The following is a 20379-nucleotide window of genomic DNA, read 5'->3' on the forward strand; positions in this document are numbered from 1 at the left end:
AAAGCGGTGACTCAGTATACCAATTCGGCTTGCTTTAAAGGGAATCTCTTGGCGTAAGCCGGTGACGCTGCTGTTCGCGGTGCCACTCTTCGTCCTCTGCATGCAGGTAGCGGGATGTGGTATCCAATCGTGCATGCCGTGCGCTCTCGGCCAAATGGCGCAAGCTGATACCGGCCTGTGCCTGGTGGGTAATGGATGTATGGCGCAACCAGTGTGGGGTGGCTTTACGCAATGCGGCTATATAGGCAGGCGCCCCGCCCTCGGCCTCAAGCGCATCGCCTGCCTGCAAAAAGGTGTCACGTATCAATCGATAAAGCTGGTTATGGCCAATGCCCCGGCGGCCATCAAGCGCCCGTATTACCGGGCTTTCATCTTGATGATCTGGCACGGCATCAAGCCCTAAGAATTTTCGCCACCGTGCCAGGCTCTCCTGCATATCTTCAGGCAGCGGCACGCGAGCTATTTTACTGCCCTTACCTATTACGGACCACCACCAGCGCCCTTCTGCCATCTTGAAATCTCCCATTCTGGCATCGGCCATTTCGCTTATACGCGGGGCAAGCAGATAGGCAAAACCAAAAATAAACTGGCGCCTGACTTGTTCATACTCGGCGCGGCTACTCTGGTGTGGCGCTAGCGGCCTATTTAGCCATTGCCAGAACCACTCCCACAAGCCGCGCTCAAGGTAACGCTCTATGCGCTGTGACTGGTTATTCAGTCGACGTGATTTATCGCGCATCAACCGAAACGGGTTATGGCTCACCCACCCCGCCTCTACCAGCCAGCTAAAAAGCCCCTGCAGAATAATTAAACTCTGACGGCGACTGGCTGGTGAAAGCCCGCCCCTAAAGGGGCGCCATTGCGGATGATGGCGAGGCTTGGAAGGCCCAACCCAGTGCTCTGAAGGCTGAGGATCAGCCAAAAAAGTCTCAAACTGGCGCAATATTTCCCGGTCCATGGCGGTAAGTGTTAGCCGTTTACTTTCAAGCCAAAGCAGCAGACGCTCCGTTTCACGGCGATAGCTCTTCCATGTTTGCAGGCTGTCCCGGTACTCGGCCAGCCACATTGCCACAGCTTCAGCATCCGTACCGGCATTGATTCGTACTCCAGCTGGGGTGATAGCATGTTCAACCACCAGTGGTTCAATCGGCAGTACTTCTCGCTGAACGTCTCCCCTTACGCTATCCCAAACGCTTTCTTGACTCTCATTTATATGAACCATCACCCGCCTTAATAAAATAATAACCTATTGAATTTAATAATAAATATTAAAAAATAAACACTGCAACCTTCTAAAACACCGCCAGCATATTGATAAGGCAGTAGGTGGTTGAGGCCTAAAAGTATGGTACTACAGCTTCATAAACTCAAGATAATGCGAGTAATCTTGAATTTATCATAATTAAGATAAATAAAATTACGTAATACATATAACGTAATTATTGTGTTCAGGCTTAACTAAGCGGACAATAAGACATCAAACGTTAGCTCAAGAAGGCACACAACATGGCGCGCAGTGGTATTCAGTACAGTGATGTTCAACAGGCAATCGATACGCTATTGAGCCGTGGCGACACGCCTAGCGTGCAACGTATCCGCGAAGTGCTGGGTACCGGTAGTTTTACGACCATCAGTGAACACTTCCGTCAATGGCGAACCGAACGTGAGCAAAATCGTGACGTACCTCCGCCCAAGGGCGTGCCTGAAGTCGTCGTTAATGTGGCAAGTGAGCTCTGGCGCGAAGCGCAGGACGTTGCCAACCAGGCACTCATCCACTATCGCGAGGAAGCCAACAGGCAGGTAGAAGAGGCCCAGCGGGCGTCTATTGAAGCCGCCCAGATGGCGGCCAATGCCGAACAACGCGAAAGCGCCCTGGCAGAACACCTCCGTCATACCGAGCAGCGCCTGGAAGCACTTAATCGTGAACTGGCGGCAAGCCAGGCAAGCGAGCAGCATCTTCAACAGGCTGCGGATGAAGCACGGCAGGAGAACCAGCAGCTTAAAAACGCTAACCAGGAAATGCAGCAGCAGCGTACGGCTACCCTTGAGCAGCACAACCAGGCTTTGAAAGAGCAGCAAAACAGCTGGGAAAAACGCCTGGCGCAAGAAGAGGCGCGTAATGAAGCAGCTGAAGGCCGGTTAATGGCAATGCTGGACGAAGCACGTCAGGAACGCGCCCAAGAAGAGAAGGCTTTGCAGAAGCGACTACAGCAGAAGCAACAGCGCATTGAAGCATTAAGTGAAGAACTGAAATCAAGCCGTAGCGAGCTACGCCAGCAGCAACTGGAAACGGTCAGCTCAGTACAACAGGTCAAAGAACTTGAGCGGCAGATCGTAACGCTAAAGCAGCAGCATGAGTCTGTCACTCAGCAGCTGAGCCAGGCGCAGGCTGTTTACCAGGAGCAAACTGAACAGGCTCGGCAGGAGCGCGAGTGGCAGACGCAAATGGCTCATCAAATGTTAACGTTACAACAGCAGCTTGCTGAACTACCTACCGCGATCAGCGTCAAAGAAAAACCGTCGAAAAGTGATTAGAAAGCTCCCTAAATAGGCAACGTAAAGTCTACGCTTAATTACCGATGAGCAATCCTGCGTTGAGATGTACCCAAGCTGCTTTGTCTCTTTACCCACTCAATGCATTTCTTAGCTGAATCACACTAGCCAGCAATACGTACCTACTGGCAGGAGATACCACCATGCTGATTAAAATTGCCAAGCCAAGCGATTTACACGAATCGGAAGTTACTCCCGAATCAGTATATCTATCTCGTCGGCGCTTTATGGGTGGTCTTGCCGGCCTGGGGGCTGGTTTGGTATTTGCGGGCAGTGCAAAAGCTTCCGAGCAGCGTTCTGATTATCAGGATGTACCGCAAGGCAATGCCCCTGATTGGTTTAAGGCCAAGCGTGATGCCGCCGAGTGGCAAGCCGTGGTGCCCAGCGATCCCGCTCAGGACAAGACTGCCCCTTACGCGGATGCCAGCGGCTATAACAACTTCTTTGAGTTCGGTACCGGCAAGAGTGATCCCTCGCGCAAGGCTGGCACCCTGGTCACCGAACCCTGGAGCGTGGTGATTGATGGCGAGGTCAATAACGTCGGACGTTTTGCCCTTGAAGATATTGCGTCACCCTCTCAATTTGAGGAGCGTATTTATCGCCTGCGCTGCGTTGAAGCCTGGTCAATGGTGATTCCCTGGCTGGGCATTTCCCTTGCCGACGTCATACAGCGCGCAGAGCCCACATCAAAAGCCAAGTATGTTCGTTTTGAAACCTTGGTCGATCCTGAACAAATGCCAGGTCAGCGCTCTTCGTTTGCCCTCATCGATTGGCCGTACGTTGAGGGCTTAAGGCTTGATGAGGCCATGCATCCATTGAGCTTTCTGGCAATGGGCATGTATGGCCGGGAGCTGCCCAACCAGAACGGTGCCCCACTACGTCTGGTTGTGCCGTGGAAATACGGCTTCAAAAGCATCAAGTCGATCGTGCGTATATCGCTGGTCGAAGAAGAGCCGCTTAACTCCTGGCAGCAGATCGCCGCCAATGAGTATGGCTTCTACGCGAACGTGAACCCTGAGGTTGACCACCCGCGCTGGAGCCAGGCAACCGAGCGCCGCCTGCCTAACAGTCTTTTCAATACCAATATCATCGATACCCGCATGTTCAATGGCTACGCCGATGAGGTCGCCAGCCTCTATTCGAGTATGGATTTACGAGTCAACTACTGATGCCCATGCCTGCCTATGTATTTACCCTTTGGCGAGTCGGTGTGTTTATAGCCGCGCTGTTGCCGCTTATATGGTGGGGGTGGCAGGTAGCCAACAATATGGCAGGGCCGGAACCTGGCCGTTACCTGCTGCTTAATATCGGCCTAGGCGCGCTGTGGTTACTGTTGTTCACGCTTAGCCTGACGCCGCTCACCAAGCTGACCCGCTGGAAGGGCTTCAATTTGATTCGTCGCCAGCTAGGGCTCTGGACGCTCGCCTATGCGGTTTTGCACCTCACTTGCTACGTACTGTTCATTCTGGGCCTGGACTGGGCGCGACTGGGTAGTGAAATCATCAATCGCCCATATATCATTGTCGGCATGCTAGCCCTGCTGGGGTTGACGGCGCTTGGCGCCACTTCCAACCACTGGGCCATGCGCAAGCTGGGTAAGCGCTGGAAAACCCTGCACAAGGCAAGCTACCTGATCCTCGCGCTGGTGCTGCTGCATTTTTTATGGGTGGTGCGTGCAGATATGCAGGAATGGTTTATATACGCGCTCATCGGTGCCTTGTTGATGTGCCTACGCATACCGCCAATATCGCGCACCTTGCCCAAACTTCGCCAACGGCTGAAGCAATCTGCCTGAACCAAACAGGCCACCCGCTGGAGTGGCCTGTTTGGTTGAGCGTTTTACGTCCTGTCCGGCTGGTGCTCGTCTTCCGTTAGCTCCCAGGAGCCCTCTTCTGTCCAGGGATCGTTTTCAGGAAACTCCTCGATATTGATCTCGGGTTCTTCGTAGTCAGGCTGGTAGCGTAAATCATAATGGGCAGCACGCACCATAGAGATCATCAGCAGTACGGCTACTATCAACAGCGGTACGCCGCTGACGATGCTCGCGGTCTGCAGCGTTTCGAGACCGCCCAGAAATAGCAGTGACATGGGCAAGAACGAGAGCGTAAAAGCCCAGAATAGACGATGCCCGCGAGCCGGTTCCTGATTGACACTCTTCTCGGCCGCCGATGACAGAATATAGGCAATCGAGTCAAAGGTAGTTGCGGTAAAAATTGAGAGCAACAGCACCACGGCCAGAGTCAGTACCCAGGAAAACGGCAGTTGGCCAAGTACAGCGTAAAAGGCCACGTTGGCAGACTGATCGTTCATGATCTGAATGACATCGAGCGTGCCGGAAAGTTGAAGATAAAGGCCATAGTTACCCAGAATGATGAAAAACAGCGCACACCCCAGCGATCCGAAAAACAGCGAACCCGCCACCATCGTCTTGATTCGGCGCCCTTTGGAAATACGCGCAATAAACAGCCCCACCGTCGGCGCAAAAACAAGCCACCATGCCCAGTAGAAAACAGTCCAGGATTTGGCAAACCCCGTCTCCTCAAACCCGCCAAACGTGCCAAACGGCTCTGTCCAGGTTGCCATTTGAATAATGTTGCTCAGCATCAGGCCAATGGAATTAAGGCCGGTATCCAGGATAAATACGGTCGGTCCCGCGATAAGCACGAACAGCAGCACACCCAGGCCGATGTACATGTTGATATCCGAGAGCACCTCGATGCCCCCTTTAAGCCCCCGCCATGCGCTGACGGCAAACAGTGCCGTGGTACCTGCCAGCACGCCAATCTGACTAATCGCATTGGGCGTAAACCCAAACAAGTCGCCAAAGCCCTGATTGATCAACGGTACAAGAATGCCCAGCGATGTTGCACCACCGCCCAGCATGCCGAAAATAAACAGCACATCAATGATATTCCCCAGCCAGCTACGGGCGAGTTTCTCGCCCAGCACCGGGCGAATGGCCTCACTGATACGCAGCACCTTGTGTTTGCGCACGTGAAGGAAATAGGCCATGGGAAGCGCTGGCACCAGATAGATAGACCAAGCAATAGGGCCCCAATGGAACATGCCGTAGGTGGCCGCCCAAGCAGTCGCTTCCTCAGAGAATGGCTCAAGATTAAACGGCGGGCTTTGCAGGTAGTACATCCACTCGACGACTCCCCAGAACACGACCGCCCCGCCGATACCAGCAGCGAACAGCATGGCGCCCCAGGAAAACAGCGAAAACTCGGGCTCGGAATCCACATCACCCAGTTTGATCTGGCCAATATCGCTGAAAATGATATAGAACATGAACCCAAGCGATGCGATACCCATGGCCTGGTAGAGCACACCAAAGTTATCGGTGACAAAGCCTTGAGCCACCATTACCCATACCCGCCCCATCTCGGGAAAAAGGATCAACGGCAGCGTTACGGTAATCAGCAAGGCCAATGAGCCAAAGAAGATAGGTTTGTGAATATTGGAAAACGCGCGTTTTATATTAATAGTGGTATCCCCCGACGCGGAAAAACATCCGTTGTTTTATGCTCGGCGGTAGTGAAACGCCGTTCGCCCAGAGAAAGCGCAGCATCTAGCCACTTCCCAGCGTTTGTATAACACTTGAGAAGCTTTAAATAGTTGCACGCTTTGCGTGAACGCACTAGAAAATCGTTTCAACGAAACAAAAAAACCCAGCCGGAGGCTGGGTTTTAGCGGAGTAGCGAAGCTTAACGGTAGTAAGCGTTCGTCGTATCCGTGTGATCGGTAACGTCGCGAATACCGGCAAGCTCAGGAATGCGCTCCATCAGGGTTTTCTCGACACCATCTTTCAGGGTCAAATCCACCGCCGCACAGCCCTGGCAGCCACCACCGAAGGCCAGTACGGCCATTTTCTGCTCGGTCAGCTCCACCAGCTTGATTTCACCGCCGTGAGACGCCAGCCCTGGGTTAATTTCGCTGTACAGTACGTAATTGATGCGGTCTTCCAAGGGGCTATCCGCATTCACCTTGGGCATCTTGGCGTTAGGCGCCTTGATCGTCAACTGACCGCCCATACGGTCGGCGTTAAAATCGACCACCGCCTCTTCCAGAAACGCCAGGCTGTTCTTATCCAGAAAAACGTTGATCTTCTCAAGCTCAAGCTTGACGTCGGCGGGCTCTTCCTCGCCGGGGCGGCAGTACGCCAGGCAGGTTTCCGCATAGGGCGTGCCGGGCTGGGTAATAAAGATGCGTACGGCAATGCCTTCAACGTTCTGCTTTTCAAGCAGCTCGGCAAGATAACCTTGGGCGCTGTCGGTAATGTCGATACCAGGTGCTTCGATAGTCGTGGTCATGAGGCTAATCTCCTCCTGTGAACGGTGGCAGTACCACTTCACATGTCATTTTAGCGCTATGGTAAGCAAAACCGCGCGCCGACACAATCCTGACTGTTTTAGTAGGCTATTTAAAATGCGGCCAGTACAGGAAAACTTCAATGGCTGCATTCGTAGCTGCCGTGTCTGGCGGCCTTTGGTATCATATTGGCCAAATTCCGTATCGATCACCTATTCGATAAAAACGTTTTCGATTAAGACGCTGGAGAACACCCCCCGTTATGGCCGCTAGTGACCTGAACGCCTCCCTCGCCCAACGCCTTGCCCAACGTATCCTGATTTTGGATGGCGGAATGGGCACCATGCTGCAAAATGCCGAGCTGAGCGAGGAAGACTTTCGTAGCGAACGCTTCAGCGACTGGCCGTCGGACCTGAAGGGTAACAATGACCTGCTGGCATTGACCTGCCCTGACGTCGTATCGCGTATTCACCGCGATTATCTGGAAGCCGGCGCCGATATCATTGAAACCAACACGTTCAACAGCACGCGTCTTTCCCAGGCCGACTACGGCATGGAAGAGATCGTGGTCGAGCTCAATCGCGAGTCGGCGCGGCTGGCGCGCGAGGTATGCGACGCCGTAGCTCGAGAAACCGGCGTGCCGCGCTACGTAGCCGGCGTATTGGGTCCCACCTCGCGTACCGCATCGCTGTCGCCGGATGTCAACGACCCGGCCAAGCGCAACGTCACTTTCGATGAGCTGCGCGAGAACTATTACGAAGCAGCCAACGCGCTTATTGAAGGCGGCGCCGATCTGATCATGATCGAGACGATCTTCGATACGCTCAACGCCAAGGCTGCTATCTACGCCCTCGAAGAGCTTTTTGAAGACCTGGGCAAGCGCCTGCCGGTAATGATTTCCGGCACGATCACCGACGCCTCGGGCCGCACGCTCTCGGGCCAGACCACAGAGGCCTTCTGGAACTCTATTCGCCACGCCCAGCCACTCTCGGTGGGCCTGAACTGCGCACTCGGCGCTGAAGAGCTGCGCCCCTATCTGGAAGAGCTTTCCACCAAAGCGGACACCTTTGTATCAGCACACCCCAACGCGGGTCTGCCTAATGAGTTTGGCGAATATGATCAGACGCCGGAGGAAATGGCGTCTATCGTCAGCGAGTTCGCCCAAAGTGGCCTCGTCAATATCATTGGCGGCTGCTGCGGCTCAACGCCTGAGCATATTCGTGCGATCGCCGAGGCGGTCAGCACCATAGCGCCTCGCAAGATCCCCGAGCGCAGCGCTGCGTGCCGCCTCTCCGGACTTGAGCCTTTCAACATCGACGGCAACTCGCTGTTCGTCAATGTGGGCGAGCGCACCAACGTCACGGGCTCGGCGCGCTTCAAGCGGTTGATCGTCGAAGAAGATTTCACCACTGCCCTGGAAGTAGCACTTGAGCAGGTGGAAAGCGGCGCGCAAATCATCGATATCAATATGGATGAGGGCATGCTGGAGTCCGAGGAAGCGATGGTGCGCTTTCTCAACCTGATTGCCGGCGAGCCCGATATCGCCCGCGTGCCGATCATGATCGACTCCTCCAAGTGGGAGATCATCGAAGCGGGCCTGAAGTGCGTTCAGGGCAAGGCCGTGGTCAACTCGATCTCACTGAAGGAAGGTGAAGCCGCGTTTCGCGAGCAGGCCACCAAGTGCCGACGCTTTGGCGCCGCCATCGTGGTCATGGCGTTTGACGAAGAGGGCCAGGCCGATACTTTCGCCCGCAAGACCGAAATCTGCGAACGCGCCTATCGCGTGCTGGTCGACGATATCGGTTTTCCGCCCGAAGACATCATCTTCGACCCAAACATCTTCGCCATCGCCACAGGTATCGACGAGCACAATAACTACGCGGTGGATTTCATCGAAGCCACCCAGTGGATTCGCGACAACCTGCCCCACGCCATGATCTCCGGCGGTGTTTCCAACGTCTCGTTCTCCTTCCGGGGCAATAACCCGGTACGTGAAGCGATTCACTCCGTGTTTCTATATCACGCCATCCGCGCTGGCCTATCCATGGGGATCGTCAACGCGGGGCAGCTAGCGGTATATGACGATTTGCCTGCAGAACTTCGTGAAGCGGTTGAGGACGTTGTGCTCAACCGCCGCAGCGACGGCACCGAGCGTCTTCTGGATATCGCCGACAAATACAAAGGTGATGGTAGCGGCCCGGCCAAGAAAGAAGATCTTGAGTGGCGCGGCTGGCCGGTTAACAAGCGCATTGAGCACGCCCTGGTAAAAGGCATCACAGCCTATATTGAAGATGACACCGAAGAAGCCCGCCTCCAGGCTGAGCGCCCTATCGAGGTCATCGAAGGACCGTTGATGGATGGCATGAACGTGGTCGGCGACCTGTTTGGTGCCGGCAAGATGTTCCTGCCTCAGGTGGTGAAATCTGCGCGTGTGATGAAGCAGGCCGTTGCCTACCTGATTCCGTATATCGAAGCTGAAAAAAGCGAAGGTACCCAGGCCAAAGGCAAGATTGTCATGGCCACGGTCAAGGGCGATGTTCACGATATCGGCAAAAATATCGTCGGCGTGGTGCTGCAGTGTAATAACTATGAGGTTATCGACCTTGGCGTGATGGTGCCTGCCGAGAAAATCCTTCAAGCTGCTATCGATCATAACGCCGATATTATTGGCCTGTCGGGGCTGATCACACCATCGCTCGATGAAATGGTGCACGTGGCGAAAGAGATGCAGCGCCGTGGCATGAATCTGCCACTGCTTATCGGCGGGGCCACGACCTCCAAAGCACATACCGCGGTCAAGATCGAGCCGCAGTACGAGCATCCGGTGATCTACGTGACCGACGCCTCCCGCGCGGTTGGTGTGGCCGGGCGCCTACTGGCACCGAATCTGAAAACCGCCTATGTGGCGGAGATTCGTGAAGAGTACGAAAAAGTCCGTGAGCGTAACGCTAAACGACGGCCCAAAGCGGCAGACCTGGATTACACACAGGCCCGCAAGCGACGCTTTCGTACCGACTGGAATAGCGTGACACCGGTCGAGCCCACCTTCACGGGCCTCAAGACGTTCGACGACTACGACCTTGAAGAGCTGATCGAGCGCATCGACTGGACGCCCTTCTTCATGAGTTGGCAGCTGGCGGGCAAGTATCCGAAGATTCTCGACGACGAAATCGTGGGTGAAGCCGCGCGTAGCCTGTTTGCCGATGCCAAGGTAATGCTGAAAAAGCTCGTGAATGAAAAGCGCGTTCAGGCCCGCGGCGTGATCGGCCTCTGGCCTGCAAACAGCGTGGACGACGACGTCATCGAAGTATACGCCGACGAATCACGTAGCGAAGTGGTTGAACGACTTCACCATATTCGCCAGCAGACCACCAAGGGCCGCGACGGCATCTGCTACAGCCTGGCGGACTTCATTGCGCCTAAGGAGAGTGGCAAGACCGACTGGATTGGTGGCTTTGCCGTGACCACCGGCCACGGGGTGGATGAACTTGCAAAAGCTTATGAAGCAGCAGGCGATGACTATAACGCCATTCTGGTACAGGCGTTGACCGACCGTCTGGCGGAGGCCTTCGCCGAGCGGATTCACGAGCGTGTGCGCAAGGAGTTCTGGGGCTACGTGCCCGAAGAGACGCTGGATAACGATGCCCTGATTGCAGAAAAGTATCAGGGTATACGCCCGGCCCCGGGCTACCCGGCCTGCCCGGATCACACCGAGAAAGGCACGCTGTTCAAACTGCTGAACGCCACGGAAAATACCGGGCTTGCGCTAACTGAGAGCTACGCCATGTGGCCGGCCGCGGCCGTGGCGGGCTGGTACTTTGCCCATCCGCAGTCCAAGTACTTCTCGACAGGCAAGATTACCCGCGACCAAGTAGAAGCGATCGCCGAGCGTAAGCAGATGCCGCTTGAGGAAATGGAGCGCTGGCTGTCGCCCGTACTCTCTTACGACCCCAGCTGATATGGCGTTAGTAGTTCGCCGTCACGGCAAGGTGATGCGCTTGGCGTTACCCATCATGTTGGGCATGCTCTCACAGAGCATGCTCAACATCATCGATGCTGCGCTAGTTGGCCATCTGGGGCAGGTAGCGCTGGCGGGCGTTGGAGTTGGCGGTTATGCCATGTTCATGATAACCGCGCTGGTATTCGGGCTTTCCTCCAGCGTCCAATCGCAAACATCTCAGCGCCTTGGGGCAAGCAATCAACATCTAAGCCAACCGCTGCAGGCAGGTGCCATCATTGGTCTGGCAGCAGGGCTTCCACTGTCGTTGCTTGCCTGGTGGCAGGCGCCTGCCCTACTACATTTAATAACCCAGGCACAAGAAGTGCAGCATGTCGCGGTTGATTACTTCCGTTGGCGCGTTATCGCGCTTACTGCCATTGCATTAACCCTCTGTTTTCGTGGCTACTGGAACGGCCGTCAGCAAACGCACCTTTATCTGCGCATCATCATGGTTGTTCAACTATTTAATGTGGCAGCCAGTAGTGGGCTTATCTATGGCCTGTTCGGTTTACCCCGGCTGGGAGCCAGCGGCGCGGGTGTTGGCACAACCCTCTCGATGTTTTTAGGCCTTTTCATCTGGCTTTGGGTAACCGTAAGTCAACGTCATCAAAATGGCGTTCTGTTGAGGCTGCCATTGCTTGATACACTGCGTACTACCCTGGCTCTCGCCCTCCCTCACTCGCTGCAACAGGTATGTTTTGCGGCGGGCTATGTAGTGCTTTTCTGGCTGTTAAGCCGTCTGGGCACGGCAAGCGTTGCCGTTGGCCATGTTCTGGTTAACCTGTCGCTGCTGTTGATATTGCCCGGTGTAGGCGTTGGCGTTGCCGCGATGAGCCTGGTAGGTGAAGCGCTGGGCCGGGACGATCAGAACTCCGCCCACCGGTGGGGACTGGATGCACTGCGCGTGGCGGGCGTGCTGCTGAGTGTACTGGCGCTGCCCATGCTGGTGTTCCCTACCCAGGTGCTTGGCATTTTCTTTTCAAGCCATGAGCTTGTGGCGCTGGGTACGCTACCCTTGCAGATTACCGGCGTGATGATTGTGCTGGATGCGGCCGCTCTGGTGCTTGCCCAGGCATTGATGGGTGCCGGAGCACAGCGTACGGTAATGGTGTTAACCCTTGGTATGCAGTGGCTGCTGTTTTTGCCTCTTGCATGGTGGGTGGGCGTTGGCCTGGAGCAAGGACTGCTTGGCGTTTGGCTCGTACAGCTTTTTTACCGTCTGGCCAATTCAGCGGGGTTTTTATGGATATGGCAGCGCAGGCGCTGGCTAGCGTCCGGCGTTTTAAATACCATTTAACGATAAAAAGATAATTATATATTCTTTTGTAGAATATGAGACACGCGTTAAGGTAACACTATATTATTGTCCGCCTTGCCGTGACCACTTCGCTTTTAGCAGGATCGTGCCACATGTACCGTTATGATATTCATGACCAGACGCTGGTCGATGAGCGTGTTGCCCAGTTTCGCGACCAGATGGATCGCTACCTGGCGGGACGCCTGGGAGAAGAAGAGTTTCGTCCGCTACGCCTGCAAAATGGCCTGTATATCCAGCGGCATGCGCCGATGCTTCGCATCGCCATCCCGTACGGCATGCTTGCCAGCTACCAGCTGCGCTCGCTTGCGGATATCACTCGGCGCTATGACCGCGGCTATGGGCACTTTACTACCCGGCAGAACCTTCAGCTAAACTGGCCAGCCCAAGAAGACGTGCCGGATATTCTGGCCGAACTTGCGAAAGTACAGATGCACGCCATTCAAACCAGCGGCAACTGTATTCGCAATACCACCAGTGACCAGTTCGCCGGTATCGCCAATGACGAAGTGGAAGACCCGCGCCCTTGGTGCGAGCTCATCCGCCAGTGGTCGACGCTGCACCCTGAATTCGCTTACTTGCCCCGCAAGTTCAAGATTGCCGTGACCGGTGCGGCCAAGGATCGCGCAGCAATTCAGGTCCACGACATAGGCCTGCGCCTGTGGCGCAATGAGGAAGGCGAATTACGCATCAAGGTACTGGCGGGTGGCGGCCTTGGCCGTACGCCGATGATTGCCGAAGTAGTCCGTGAAGACTTGCCATGGCAGCATCTGCTGACCTACCTGGAAGCCTGCGTACGTGTTTATAACCAGTTTGGCCGTCGAGATAACAAGTTCAAGGCGCGTATCAAGATACTGGTCAAGGCGTTGGGTATCGAAGAGTACCGTCGGCGCGTTGATGAAGAGTGGGCACATCTAAAAGATGGCCCGCAGACGCTGAACCAGGCAGCGGTTGATGCTGCCAAGCGTCACTTTCCCGAACCAGAGCGCCGCCCGGTCGCCGAAAGCGCGATCGCTGATTTTGAACGTCTGCGCACTGAAAACCGCAGCTTTGCACGTTTTGTCACTAATAACGTTACCGACCATAAGGTGCCGGGCTACAAGGCGGTCACGCTGTCGCTTAAGCGCCGCGAACACGCCCCAGGCGACGTCACCGCAGATCAGATGGACGCCGTGGCGGACCTGGCCGATCGCTACAGCTTTAGCGAACTGCGCGTGACCCACGAGCAGAACCTGGTGCTCTCCGACGTGCCGGTTGATGAAATCGAAACGCTCTGGAACGAGCTTGAAGCGTTGGGCATGGCGAACCCCACCGTGGGTACGCTGAACGATATTATCTGCTGCCCGGGCGGCGACTACTGCAGCCTGGCCAATGCGGTGTCGATCCCCATTGCCCAAGCCCTGCAGGAGCGCTTTGAGGATCTGGATTTCCTGTATGACCTGGGGCCGCTAGATCTTAATATATCAGGCTGCATGAACGCCTGTGGTCACCACCACGTGGGCCATATTGGTATTCTGGGCGTCGACAAGAAAGGCGAAGAGTTTTATCAGATATCGATTGGTGGAAACTCTACCGACGACGTATCGCTGGGCAAGATTCTGGGCCCTTCCTTCTTCCGTCAGGACGTTCCGGAAGTGGTCGAAAAAGTGTTGCAGGTCTACGTTGCCGAGCGTCATGAAGACGAGCATTTCCTGGACACCTATCGCCGGATTGGCTTGAAACCCTTTAAAGAGCGTGTGTATGCCAAATAACGTGGATACCCCGACTGAAGAAGCACTGGTTCCGGTGCACGTTGATCACCTTCTGCTTGACGGCGAACTGGCAGCTGAAAATGCCTGGTGCGTTTCTTACGATGCCGTCAATCTGCCCGAACAGCGCCCGGCCTTTGTGCCGCTGACGCTGTGGCAGGCCAACAAGCAGGATGAAGAGCTTGCTCCGTTACTCTTGAGCGACACCGAGCTTAACGCTGAGCTGGCGGCTGAACTGAACCCGCTGCCCGCAGTGGCGATCGACTTCCCCAGCTTTACCGATGGCCGTGGCTACTCAATTGCTCGCCTGCTGCGTGAGCGCTTTGAGTACGCTGGTGAAGTACGCGCCGTAGGCGATGTACTGGTTGACCAGCTCGACTATATGCGCCGCTGTGGCTTCAACGCCATGGCGCTACGCGATGATCAGCACCCTGAAGATGCGCTGCGCCTGCTGAATTCCTTCAGCGTGCGTTACCAAACGGACGTGGAAGAGCGTCAGGCACTGTTTGAGCGTCGCCTGGCAACCAGCGAGTAACTCAAGATACTCGGCAATATAAAAGGGCAGCTTTCGCTGCCCTTTTTGCCATTTCGGCTTTACAGATACTGCTTATACGATGGACTACACCTACCCGCGCCTTTTCTGCTGGCGCTCACGGTTATTGGCTTTTGCCCGCTCGCTTTTACGCAGCATCACCCAAGTGGCACCCAGGCCACCTTCTGAGGGCTGCGCCGATACATAAGCCTGCACCTCTTCAAACTGGCTAAGCCACTTGGCTAGATAGGAGCGCAGTACATTGGCTGGGCTGTCCAGTTCACGCCCTCTTCCATGAACAATCATCACCGAGCGCAGATCGTTAGCGTAAGCTTCCTGAATAAAAGGGAATAGCATTCGCCGGCATTCTGCCAATGGGCGGCGCAACAGATGAAGCTGGGCCTGCACGCTATATCCGCCGTGCCTTAGCTTATCGACAACACCTTGCTGGATACCTTCGCGCCGATATTCGATAGGATCAAACGGGGCTACCAGATCGACAAAGTCATCGGAGAGAAAGTTGCGCTCACCAAGCGCTTCTTGAGCACTCTCCCGGCGTGCCAGCTGTGCTTCTGATGGGCGTTTTCGATGGCTGCCTGCATCAGCACGGTTGCTGTGTGCCAGTGGCTTAACATCGCCAATAAATGCTCGAAAATCCATGTCGTGACGAAGTGGCTGGTTCATTACAGGCTCCTCCGATGGGGTCTAGTGTTTATCCTAGCAAACCCTGCGCCATTGCTTAAATAATTCGCGCTACTTGCTTGAGCGTACGACTCACGCCAAGCTGTAGGCCTAATCATACGTAAGGAAGCGTCATGGTCTGGATTAAGAAGTTGTTACAAATAACGGGGGTGCTCGTACTTGGATTGGCTACCTGGTTATGGTTAACCATGCTAAGCCCGTGGTTCTATTCACCGTCTGAAGAGATGCCTTCTATTGAGCAACGCACACACAACGTGTTTGTTTACGGCACGCTACGCTATACCGCCATTCGTTGGGTAGTAATGGGTGGCTCAGGTAACCCACAGGCGGCGACACTTGAGGGGTATCAACGCAACGGGCTTGATCTTTCCCCCCTGCCAGGTAGCCGCGTTGAAGGGCTAAAGCTTGAGGTAAGCGCCGATCAGCTTGAGCGACTTGATCGTTACGAGCGTTTGGGCGTTCGCTATGAACGAGTGAAGAAAAAACTCGTCGATGGCAGCTCAGTATGGGTATATGTCAGGCTGCCTGAAACCAGCCAACTTGCTCATCCATCGTACTAAACCATCTCCTGCCGGCAAGATAGCTCTGATACCATAGGCTCAGACATGGCTTTGGTAGCCCTTCTTCCAGGATGAAGGAAACATGATGAGTGATACTACCCCTTACGTTTTAGTTCTTTACTACTCCCGCTCTGGGGCAACGGCAGAAATGGCGCGGCAAATGGCGGCAGGCATTGAAAGCATTGCAGGCATTGAAGCCCGCTTGCGCACAGTGCCACCGGTATCGCCTACCTGCGAAGCGGTTGCTCCGGATATCCCTGAAGAGGGTGCGGTATATGTGGAACTTGACGACTTACGCAACTGTAGTGCTCTTGCACTGGGTAGTCCTACCCGCTTTGGCAATATGGCCGCGCCGTTGAAATACTTTCTGGACACCACCAGCAGCTTATGGATGAACGGCGCTCTAGTGGACAAACCCGCCTGCGCTTTTACTTCAACATCAAGCCTGCACGGTGGCCAGGAAAGCACCCTGCTTACTATGCTGGTACCCTTACTGCACCACGGCATGGTATATGCTGGCATTCCTTACAGCGAAACCGCCCTGCTAAGCACCCAGGGCGGAGGTACGCCTTACGGGGCTAGCCACCTGGCGGGGGCACGCAGCGACCGCTCTGTCGATGACCAGGAACGCGCGTTATGCGTGGCTCAGGGAAAACGTCTTGCCAAGCTGGCCCTGGCACTTAATAGCATGCGCCGGGAAGCGTTATGAAGCAGTGGCTCGCCGAGCTTGAACAGCGCCATGGGCTAGACAGGCTAACCCAACGCTCACGTCAGTGGGTTATAGCAAGTTTTGTCATCTTGCTACTGCTGGTTATTTATCGTGGTTTTTTGATTCAAGGCGATGAACTTGATTGGCGACCCATCGTTGCGTTTGTTCTCCCCTTGGTTCTTTTCCTGCCCTCGATTATTGGCCAACGCGCCCGCGGCCATGCATGGCTTGCCTTTGTGAGCCTGCTTTATGTTACCCAAGGGGTCATGCTGGCGGCTGTGCCGGGGCAAACGTGGAGTGGTAGCCTCGAAGCACTCGTATCCTTGCTGCTCTTTGCAAGCTGCATGGCCTATGCACGTTTTCGCAGTCGGCAGCAACGCCAGGCAGGCCGTTAGTAACCATACTTGAGCTTTACTCATAGAGCAGCGAACATTATTAAAACGTTGAGGGAGATTCGCTAATGACCCGCCATATTGCCGACATTCGGCGCGATTATGAAGGTGGTCGGCTTGATGAAGCACATGCCAACCAGGGACCTTTCGTGCTGTTCGATGAGTGGTTCAGTCTTGCCATGGAAAAAGAGGGCAAAGACGCCAATGCCATGACGCTCGCCACCGTCGATAGCCAGGGGCGCCCCCATGCTCGCGTGGTGCTATTGAAAGGGTTTGACGAGCGCGGCATGGTATTTTTCACCAATTACCATAGCCACAAAGGCAGCGAACTCAATAACGTTCCGTTTGCGGCAATGACCTTCTGGTGGCCCTCTTTAGCTCGCCAGGTACGTATTGAAGGCCCCGTTGCGCAAGTAACCACAGATGAGTCCAACGAGTATTTTGCCAGCCGCCCTCGCGGCAGCCAGTTGGGCGCCTGGATCGCCACTCAGAGCGTGGTTATCCCTGACCGCAACTGGATAGAAGAGCGTCAGAAGCGCTTTGAGCAAGCCTATGAAGGCCAGGATATTCCACGGCCGATACATTGGGGTGGATATCGTCTCAAGCCGGAAATGATCGAGTTTTGGCAGGGCCAGCCAAGCCGCCTGCACGACCGGATCCGATTCGAGCGACGTGATGGCGGTGAATGGGGCCAGTTCCGTCTAGCACCTTAATAAATCAAAAGCTCGCCCGGCCTGCACAATGAGCAGGCCTTTTCTTATGGCCGCTTATTTCGCCAACAAGGCTAATCCGGCAGGCTTTCCAGGCGATGGCGCTGCCACTCGCTTTCTGGTTCGTTCAAGCGCAGTACCGCATCAATTACTTGCTCTTCCATGTTGTACCGGCATGTAAAGCCGAGGTGTTTCATTAATCCCCGCATGGGGTGGTTGTCCACCATGATCTTACCGATCATTTCCAGCGTGCCAATGTGGGTACAGTAATCAATCATCTTCTTCATCAACAGGCTGCCAATCCCCAGGCCCTGTAAGTCGTCGCGTATAATCACCGAAAACTCGGTACGAATATTGTCGGGATCGTTCCATACCCGCACGACACCCAGCATCTCCTTGCTACCATCTGCGTGCTGGTGTTCAGCGATAAATGCCATTTGGCGGTCGTAGTTGATATGCGAAAGAATCGATAGATCGCGCTGGGTAAGATTGGATTTATTGTGGAAGTAGCGAAAGCGAATGCTCTCTTCGGATAGCTGACGGTGAAACGTAGTGATTAATGGCGCATCTTCGGCCCGAATAGGCCGTGCTTCTACCTGCCAGCCGTTCTTGAGCGTTACCCACTCTCGCAGCTCTTCAGGATAAGGCATGATGGCAAATCGAGCCGGAGTACCCAGATCCATTGCAAAATCCACTGCGAGCGCACCGTCACGATTGAGTAACAGCGGATTGATCTCAAGGCCGCGCAAATCGACTAGATCCGATGCCATCTGTGAAAGCTTGACCAGTAGCTGGCATAGCCTGGCGATATCGCGCTCAGGCTCGGCGGAATGCTCACGGATTAACGAAGCGGCATGAGTTCTGCCTACCACATCAGCGGCCAGGCTCATGTTCAAAGGCGGCAACGCCACCTGACGGTCGGCCAGTACGTTAACTTTGTAGCCACCGATCCCGAAGACAATCAGTGGACCAAAAACCGGATCGCGGGTAATACCCGCACAAATTTGCATGGAGTGCTTACCACGCTGCATGGGCTGCAGACAGTACTCCCGAATGGCGTACTGAGGAAACTTTTCCTGCACCTTTTCACCCAGCTGGCGCATTCCATCGGCAACCTGGCTAGCCGTTGTCAGATCCTGTAGCAATCCAGCAGAAATCTTGTGAGGATGTTTACGGTAGCGATAGGGCCGACAGTTTCCTTCATGAATCACCTTAAGAGCCATCGGCCCCTGAATTTGCTGCGCTGCCTCTTGGGCCTCATCAGGGTGGGTGAAGTATACGCTCGGTGCAGTAGGTATCCCATACGCCTCAAGCACCTGCGCGGTTTCTGAATGGGTAAGGGTCTGCCTACCCTGCTCCTTGGCCTTGGCAATCAATGCACGGCACTCGGCGCGGATATCGCTGCTGGTTGAGAACGGCAGGCTTGGAGGAATTTCGTGCAGCAGGGCTTGCACACGCTGATAGTCCACCATATGCATAAATGCTTTGACGGCTTTTTCCGGCGAAATATAGGTAGGAATGCCCGCCACGTTACACAGATGTCGTGCATTGAGTGCTTCTTTTAGCCCCATCCAACTGGTCAGCAGGTTGCGCCGAAACTTCTTACGATTATCTATGAGCGCTTGGGCAGTTAGGGCTGAAGGTGCCATGCGAGTAGGCGCATGCACCACCAGCACCGCATCAACGTTGGGGTCGGCGGCCACAATTTCCAGCGCTTCGACAAATTTCTCAGACGATGCGTTACCCCCAAGGTCGACCGGGTTTTCACCGGGTTTGCTCATATCCACCTGGCTTTTATGCAGGGCGGCCTGAGTCTCCTCGCTGAACACAGCCAACTTGCCACCTGCGCTGATCAGCTTATCGATCGCCAGCATGGCCGGCCCTAAACCATTGGATACAATCGCCAGCCGGTCACCACGCAGCGGCTTCACCCGCGATAATGTTTCAAGGGCGTCCAGCAGCTCATCTGAATCGTTAACGCGGACTACCCCTGCGCGGGCAAACGCAGCATCAAACACTACATCTCGATTGCCAATACCCGGCGTGGGCGCCATACCTGAAATATCGGATTGTGGCGTACGGCCGCTTTTGATCGCCACTACCAGTCGGTTACGCGAAGCATCACGCAGGGAAGTCATGAAATGCTGAGCGTCGGTAACCCGTTCCAGGTGAAGCAAAATGGCTTGAGCGGGGGAAAATTGATTAACGTAATCGATTAAATCAGGTAACAGGACATCAACACTGTCACCTACCGTAATCAAATGGGAGAAGCCCACGCCTCGCCCAGCTGCCCAGTCAATCATGCCATTGGCCAACATGCCCGACTGGCCCAGGTAAGCTACTCGTCCAGCTTTGACAGGCTGGCTGGCATAGGAGGCGTTAAGATGTTTACCGGGAACAATCAGCCCCATGCATTCCGGGCCAAGCACCCTGATGCCCGATGCAAGCGCGGCCGTGAGCATTCGCTCGCGAATCGACCCCTTGTTATCGTGATCCCGGTCCAGGTAAGCGCCGCCGGAAAGTACCAGCGCCGCTTTAACGCCAAACTGTCCCAGTCGCTCTATAAGCGCGGGCACACCGTCGATAGGTGAACAGACCACGGCTAAATCCGGCACTTCGGGTAAATCCGCTACACTTCTGAAACAGGGCACGCCAAACACCTGATCATACCCCTTAGGGTTGACAGCCCACAGCGTACCTTTAAAGCCGCCTTCCTGTAGGTTGGCAAGCACTAGCCCACCCAGCGAGGCCGATTTTTCAGATGCGCCGAACACTGCAAGCGTTCGAGGCTCAAAAAAATGATGCAAAAAGCGCGTACTCACGGGTGCGTCTCCTCAAAATAGATAA

Annotated in this window: 16 protein-coding genes; 11 read left to right on the forward strand and 5 right to left on the reverse strand. The window is 54.9% G+C overall.

The features are described from left to right. Positions 1-34: 34 nt before the first annotated feature. Complete coding sequence (locus ELY25_RS08840) at positions 35-1222, reverse strand: tyrosine-type recombinase/integrase (RefSeq protein ID WP_126950916.1); 1188 nt, start codon at positions 1220-1222, stop codon at positions 35-37. A gap of 284 nt (positions 1223-1506) precedes the next feature. Between ELY25_RS08840 and ELY25_RS08845 the strand changes: the two genes are divergently transcribed. The 3 genes from ELY25_RS08845 to msrQ all read left to right on the forward strand — a co-directional run bounded on the left by ELY25_RS08845 (position 1507) and on the right by msrQ (position 4348). Continuing rightward, the gene (locus tag ELY25_RS08845) at positions 1507-2535 is read left to right on the forward strand and encodes a DNA-binding protein (RefSeq protein WP_126950917.1); all 1029 of its coding nucleotides are present in this window, start codon (positions 1507-1509) and stop codon (positions 2533-2535) included. 161 nt (positions 2536-2696) lie between these two features. Next, a complete protein-coding gene (gene msrP, locus ELY25_RS08850) occupies positions 2697-3722 on the forward strand; it encodes a protein-methionine-sulfoxide reductase catalytic subunit MsrP (RefSeq protein ID WP_126950918.1) in 1026 nt (341 codons plus the stop codon). Then, positions 3722-4348, forward strand: coding sequence for a protein-methionine-sulfoxide reductase heme-binding subunit MsrQ (gene msrQ / locus ELY25_RS08855; protein ID WP_126950919.1), 627 nt, complete (start codon positions 3722-3724; stop codon positions 4346-4348). The genes msrP and msrQ overlap by 1 nt, the downstream gene beginning before the upstream one ends. 44 nt (positions 4349-4392) lie before the next feature. On the opposite strand, the gene ELY25_RS08860 is transcribed toward msrQ, so the two are convergent. Together ELY25_RS08860 and nfuA are read right to left on the reverse strand one after the other, a co-directional pair. Further along, positions 4393-6039 carry a BCCT family transporter gene (locus tag ELY25_RS08860; protein ID WP_126950920.1) on the reverse strand — a complete coding sequence of 549 codons (1647 nt, stop codon included), beginning with the start codon at positions 6037-6039 and terminating at the stop codon, positions 4393-4395. Between the two features lie 221 nt (positions 6040-6260). After that, complete coding sequence (gene nfuA, locus ELY25_RS08865) at positions 6261-6866, reverse strand: Fe-S biogenesis protein NfuA (RefSeq protein WP_126950921.1); 606 nt, start codon at positions 6864-6866, stop codon at positions 6261-6263. Positions 6867-7126: 260 nt separating this feature from the next. Between nfuA and metH the strand changes: the two genes are divergently transcribed. From metH to ELY25_RS08885, 4 genes are all read left to right on the forward strand, one after another. Further along, positions 7127-10822 (forward strand): methionine synthase, encoded by a 3696-nt coding sequence (metH, locus tag ELY25_RS08870; RefSeq protein WP_126950922.1) that lies wholly within the window; start codon positions 7127-7129, stop codon positions 10820-10822. A 1-nt stretch (position 10823) separates the two neighbouring features. Further along, positions 10824-12161 carry an MATE family efflux transporter gene (locus ELY25_RS08875; RefSeq protein WP_126950923.1) on the forward strand — a complete coding sequence of 446 codons (1338 nt, stop codon included), beginning with the start codon at positions 10824-10826 and terminating at the stop codon, positions 12159-12161. 113 nt (positions 12162-12274) lie between these two features. Further along, on the forward strand, positions 12275-13930 hold the full coding sequence (locus ELY25_RS08880) for a nitrite/sulfite reductase (RefSeq protein ID WP_126950924.1): 1656 nt from the start codon (positions 12275-12277) through the stop codon (positions 13928-13930). Next, entirely contained in the window at positions 13920-14462 is a 543-nt protein-coding gene (locus tag ELY25_RS08885) for a DUF934 domain-containing protein (RefSeq protein ID WP_126950925.1), read from the forward strand. Before ELY25_RS08880 ends, ELY25_RS08885 begins: the two co-directional genes overlap by 11 nt. A 90-nt stretch (positions 14463-14552) precedes the next feature. On the opposite strand, the gene smrA is transcribed toward ELY25_RS08885, so the two are convergent. Next, a complete protein-coding gene (gene smrA / locus ELY25_RS08890) occupies positions 14553-15143 on the reverse strand; it encodes a DNA endonuclease SmrA (protein WP_126950926.1) in 591 nt (196 codons plus the stop codon). Between the two features lie 131 nt (positions 15144-15274). On the opposite strand from smrA, the gene ELY25_RS08895 reads away from it, so the two are divergent. From ELY25_RS08895 to pdxH, 4 genes are all read left to right on the forward strand, one after another. After that, a complete protein-coding gene (locus ELY25_RS08895; RefSeq protein WP_126950927.1) occupies positions 15275-15721 on the forward strand; it encodes a gamma-glutamylcyclotransferase family protein in 447 nt (148 codons plus the stop codon). Positions 15722-15806: 85 nt separating this feature from the next. Continuing rightward, positions 15807-16430 carry an NAD(P)H:quinone oxidoreductase gene (wrbA, locus tag ELY25_RS08900; protein ID WP_126950928.1) on the forward strand — a complete coding sequence of 208 codons (624 nt, stop codon included), beginning with the start codon at positions 15807-15809 and terminating at the stop codon, positions 16428-16430. Next, entirely contained in the window at positions 16427-16825 is a 399-nt protein-coding gene (locus ELY25_RS08905; protein ID WP_126950929.1) for a DUF2069 domain-containing protein, read from the forward strand. Before wrbA ends, ELY25_RS08905 begins: the two co-directional genes overlap by 4 nt. Positions 16826-16890: 65 nt before the next feature. Then, on the forward strand, positions 16891-17535 hold the full coding sequence (pdxH, locus tag ELY25_RS08910; RefSeq protein WP_126950930.1) for a pyridoxamine 5'-phosphate oxidase: 645 nt from the start codon (positions 16891-16893) through the stop codon (positions 17533-17535). A gap of 71 nt (positions 17536-17606) precedes the next feature. Here pdxH and ELY25_RS08915 read toward each other — a convergent pair whose 3' ends face one another. Beyond that, entirely contained in the window at positions 17607-20354 is a 2748-nt protein-coding gene (locus ELY25_RS08915; protein WP_126950931.1) for a bifunctional acetate--CoA ligase family protein/GNAT family N-acetyltransferase, read from the reverse strand. Positions 20355-20379 lie beyond the last annotated feature (25 nt).

Source organism: Vreelandella populi (genome assembly GCF_003989825.1).
Lineage (GTDB): Bacteria > Pseudomonadota > Gammaproteobacteria > Pseudomonadales > Halomonadaceae > Vreelandella > Vreelandella populi.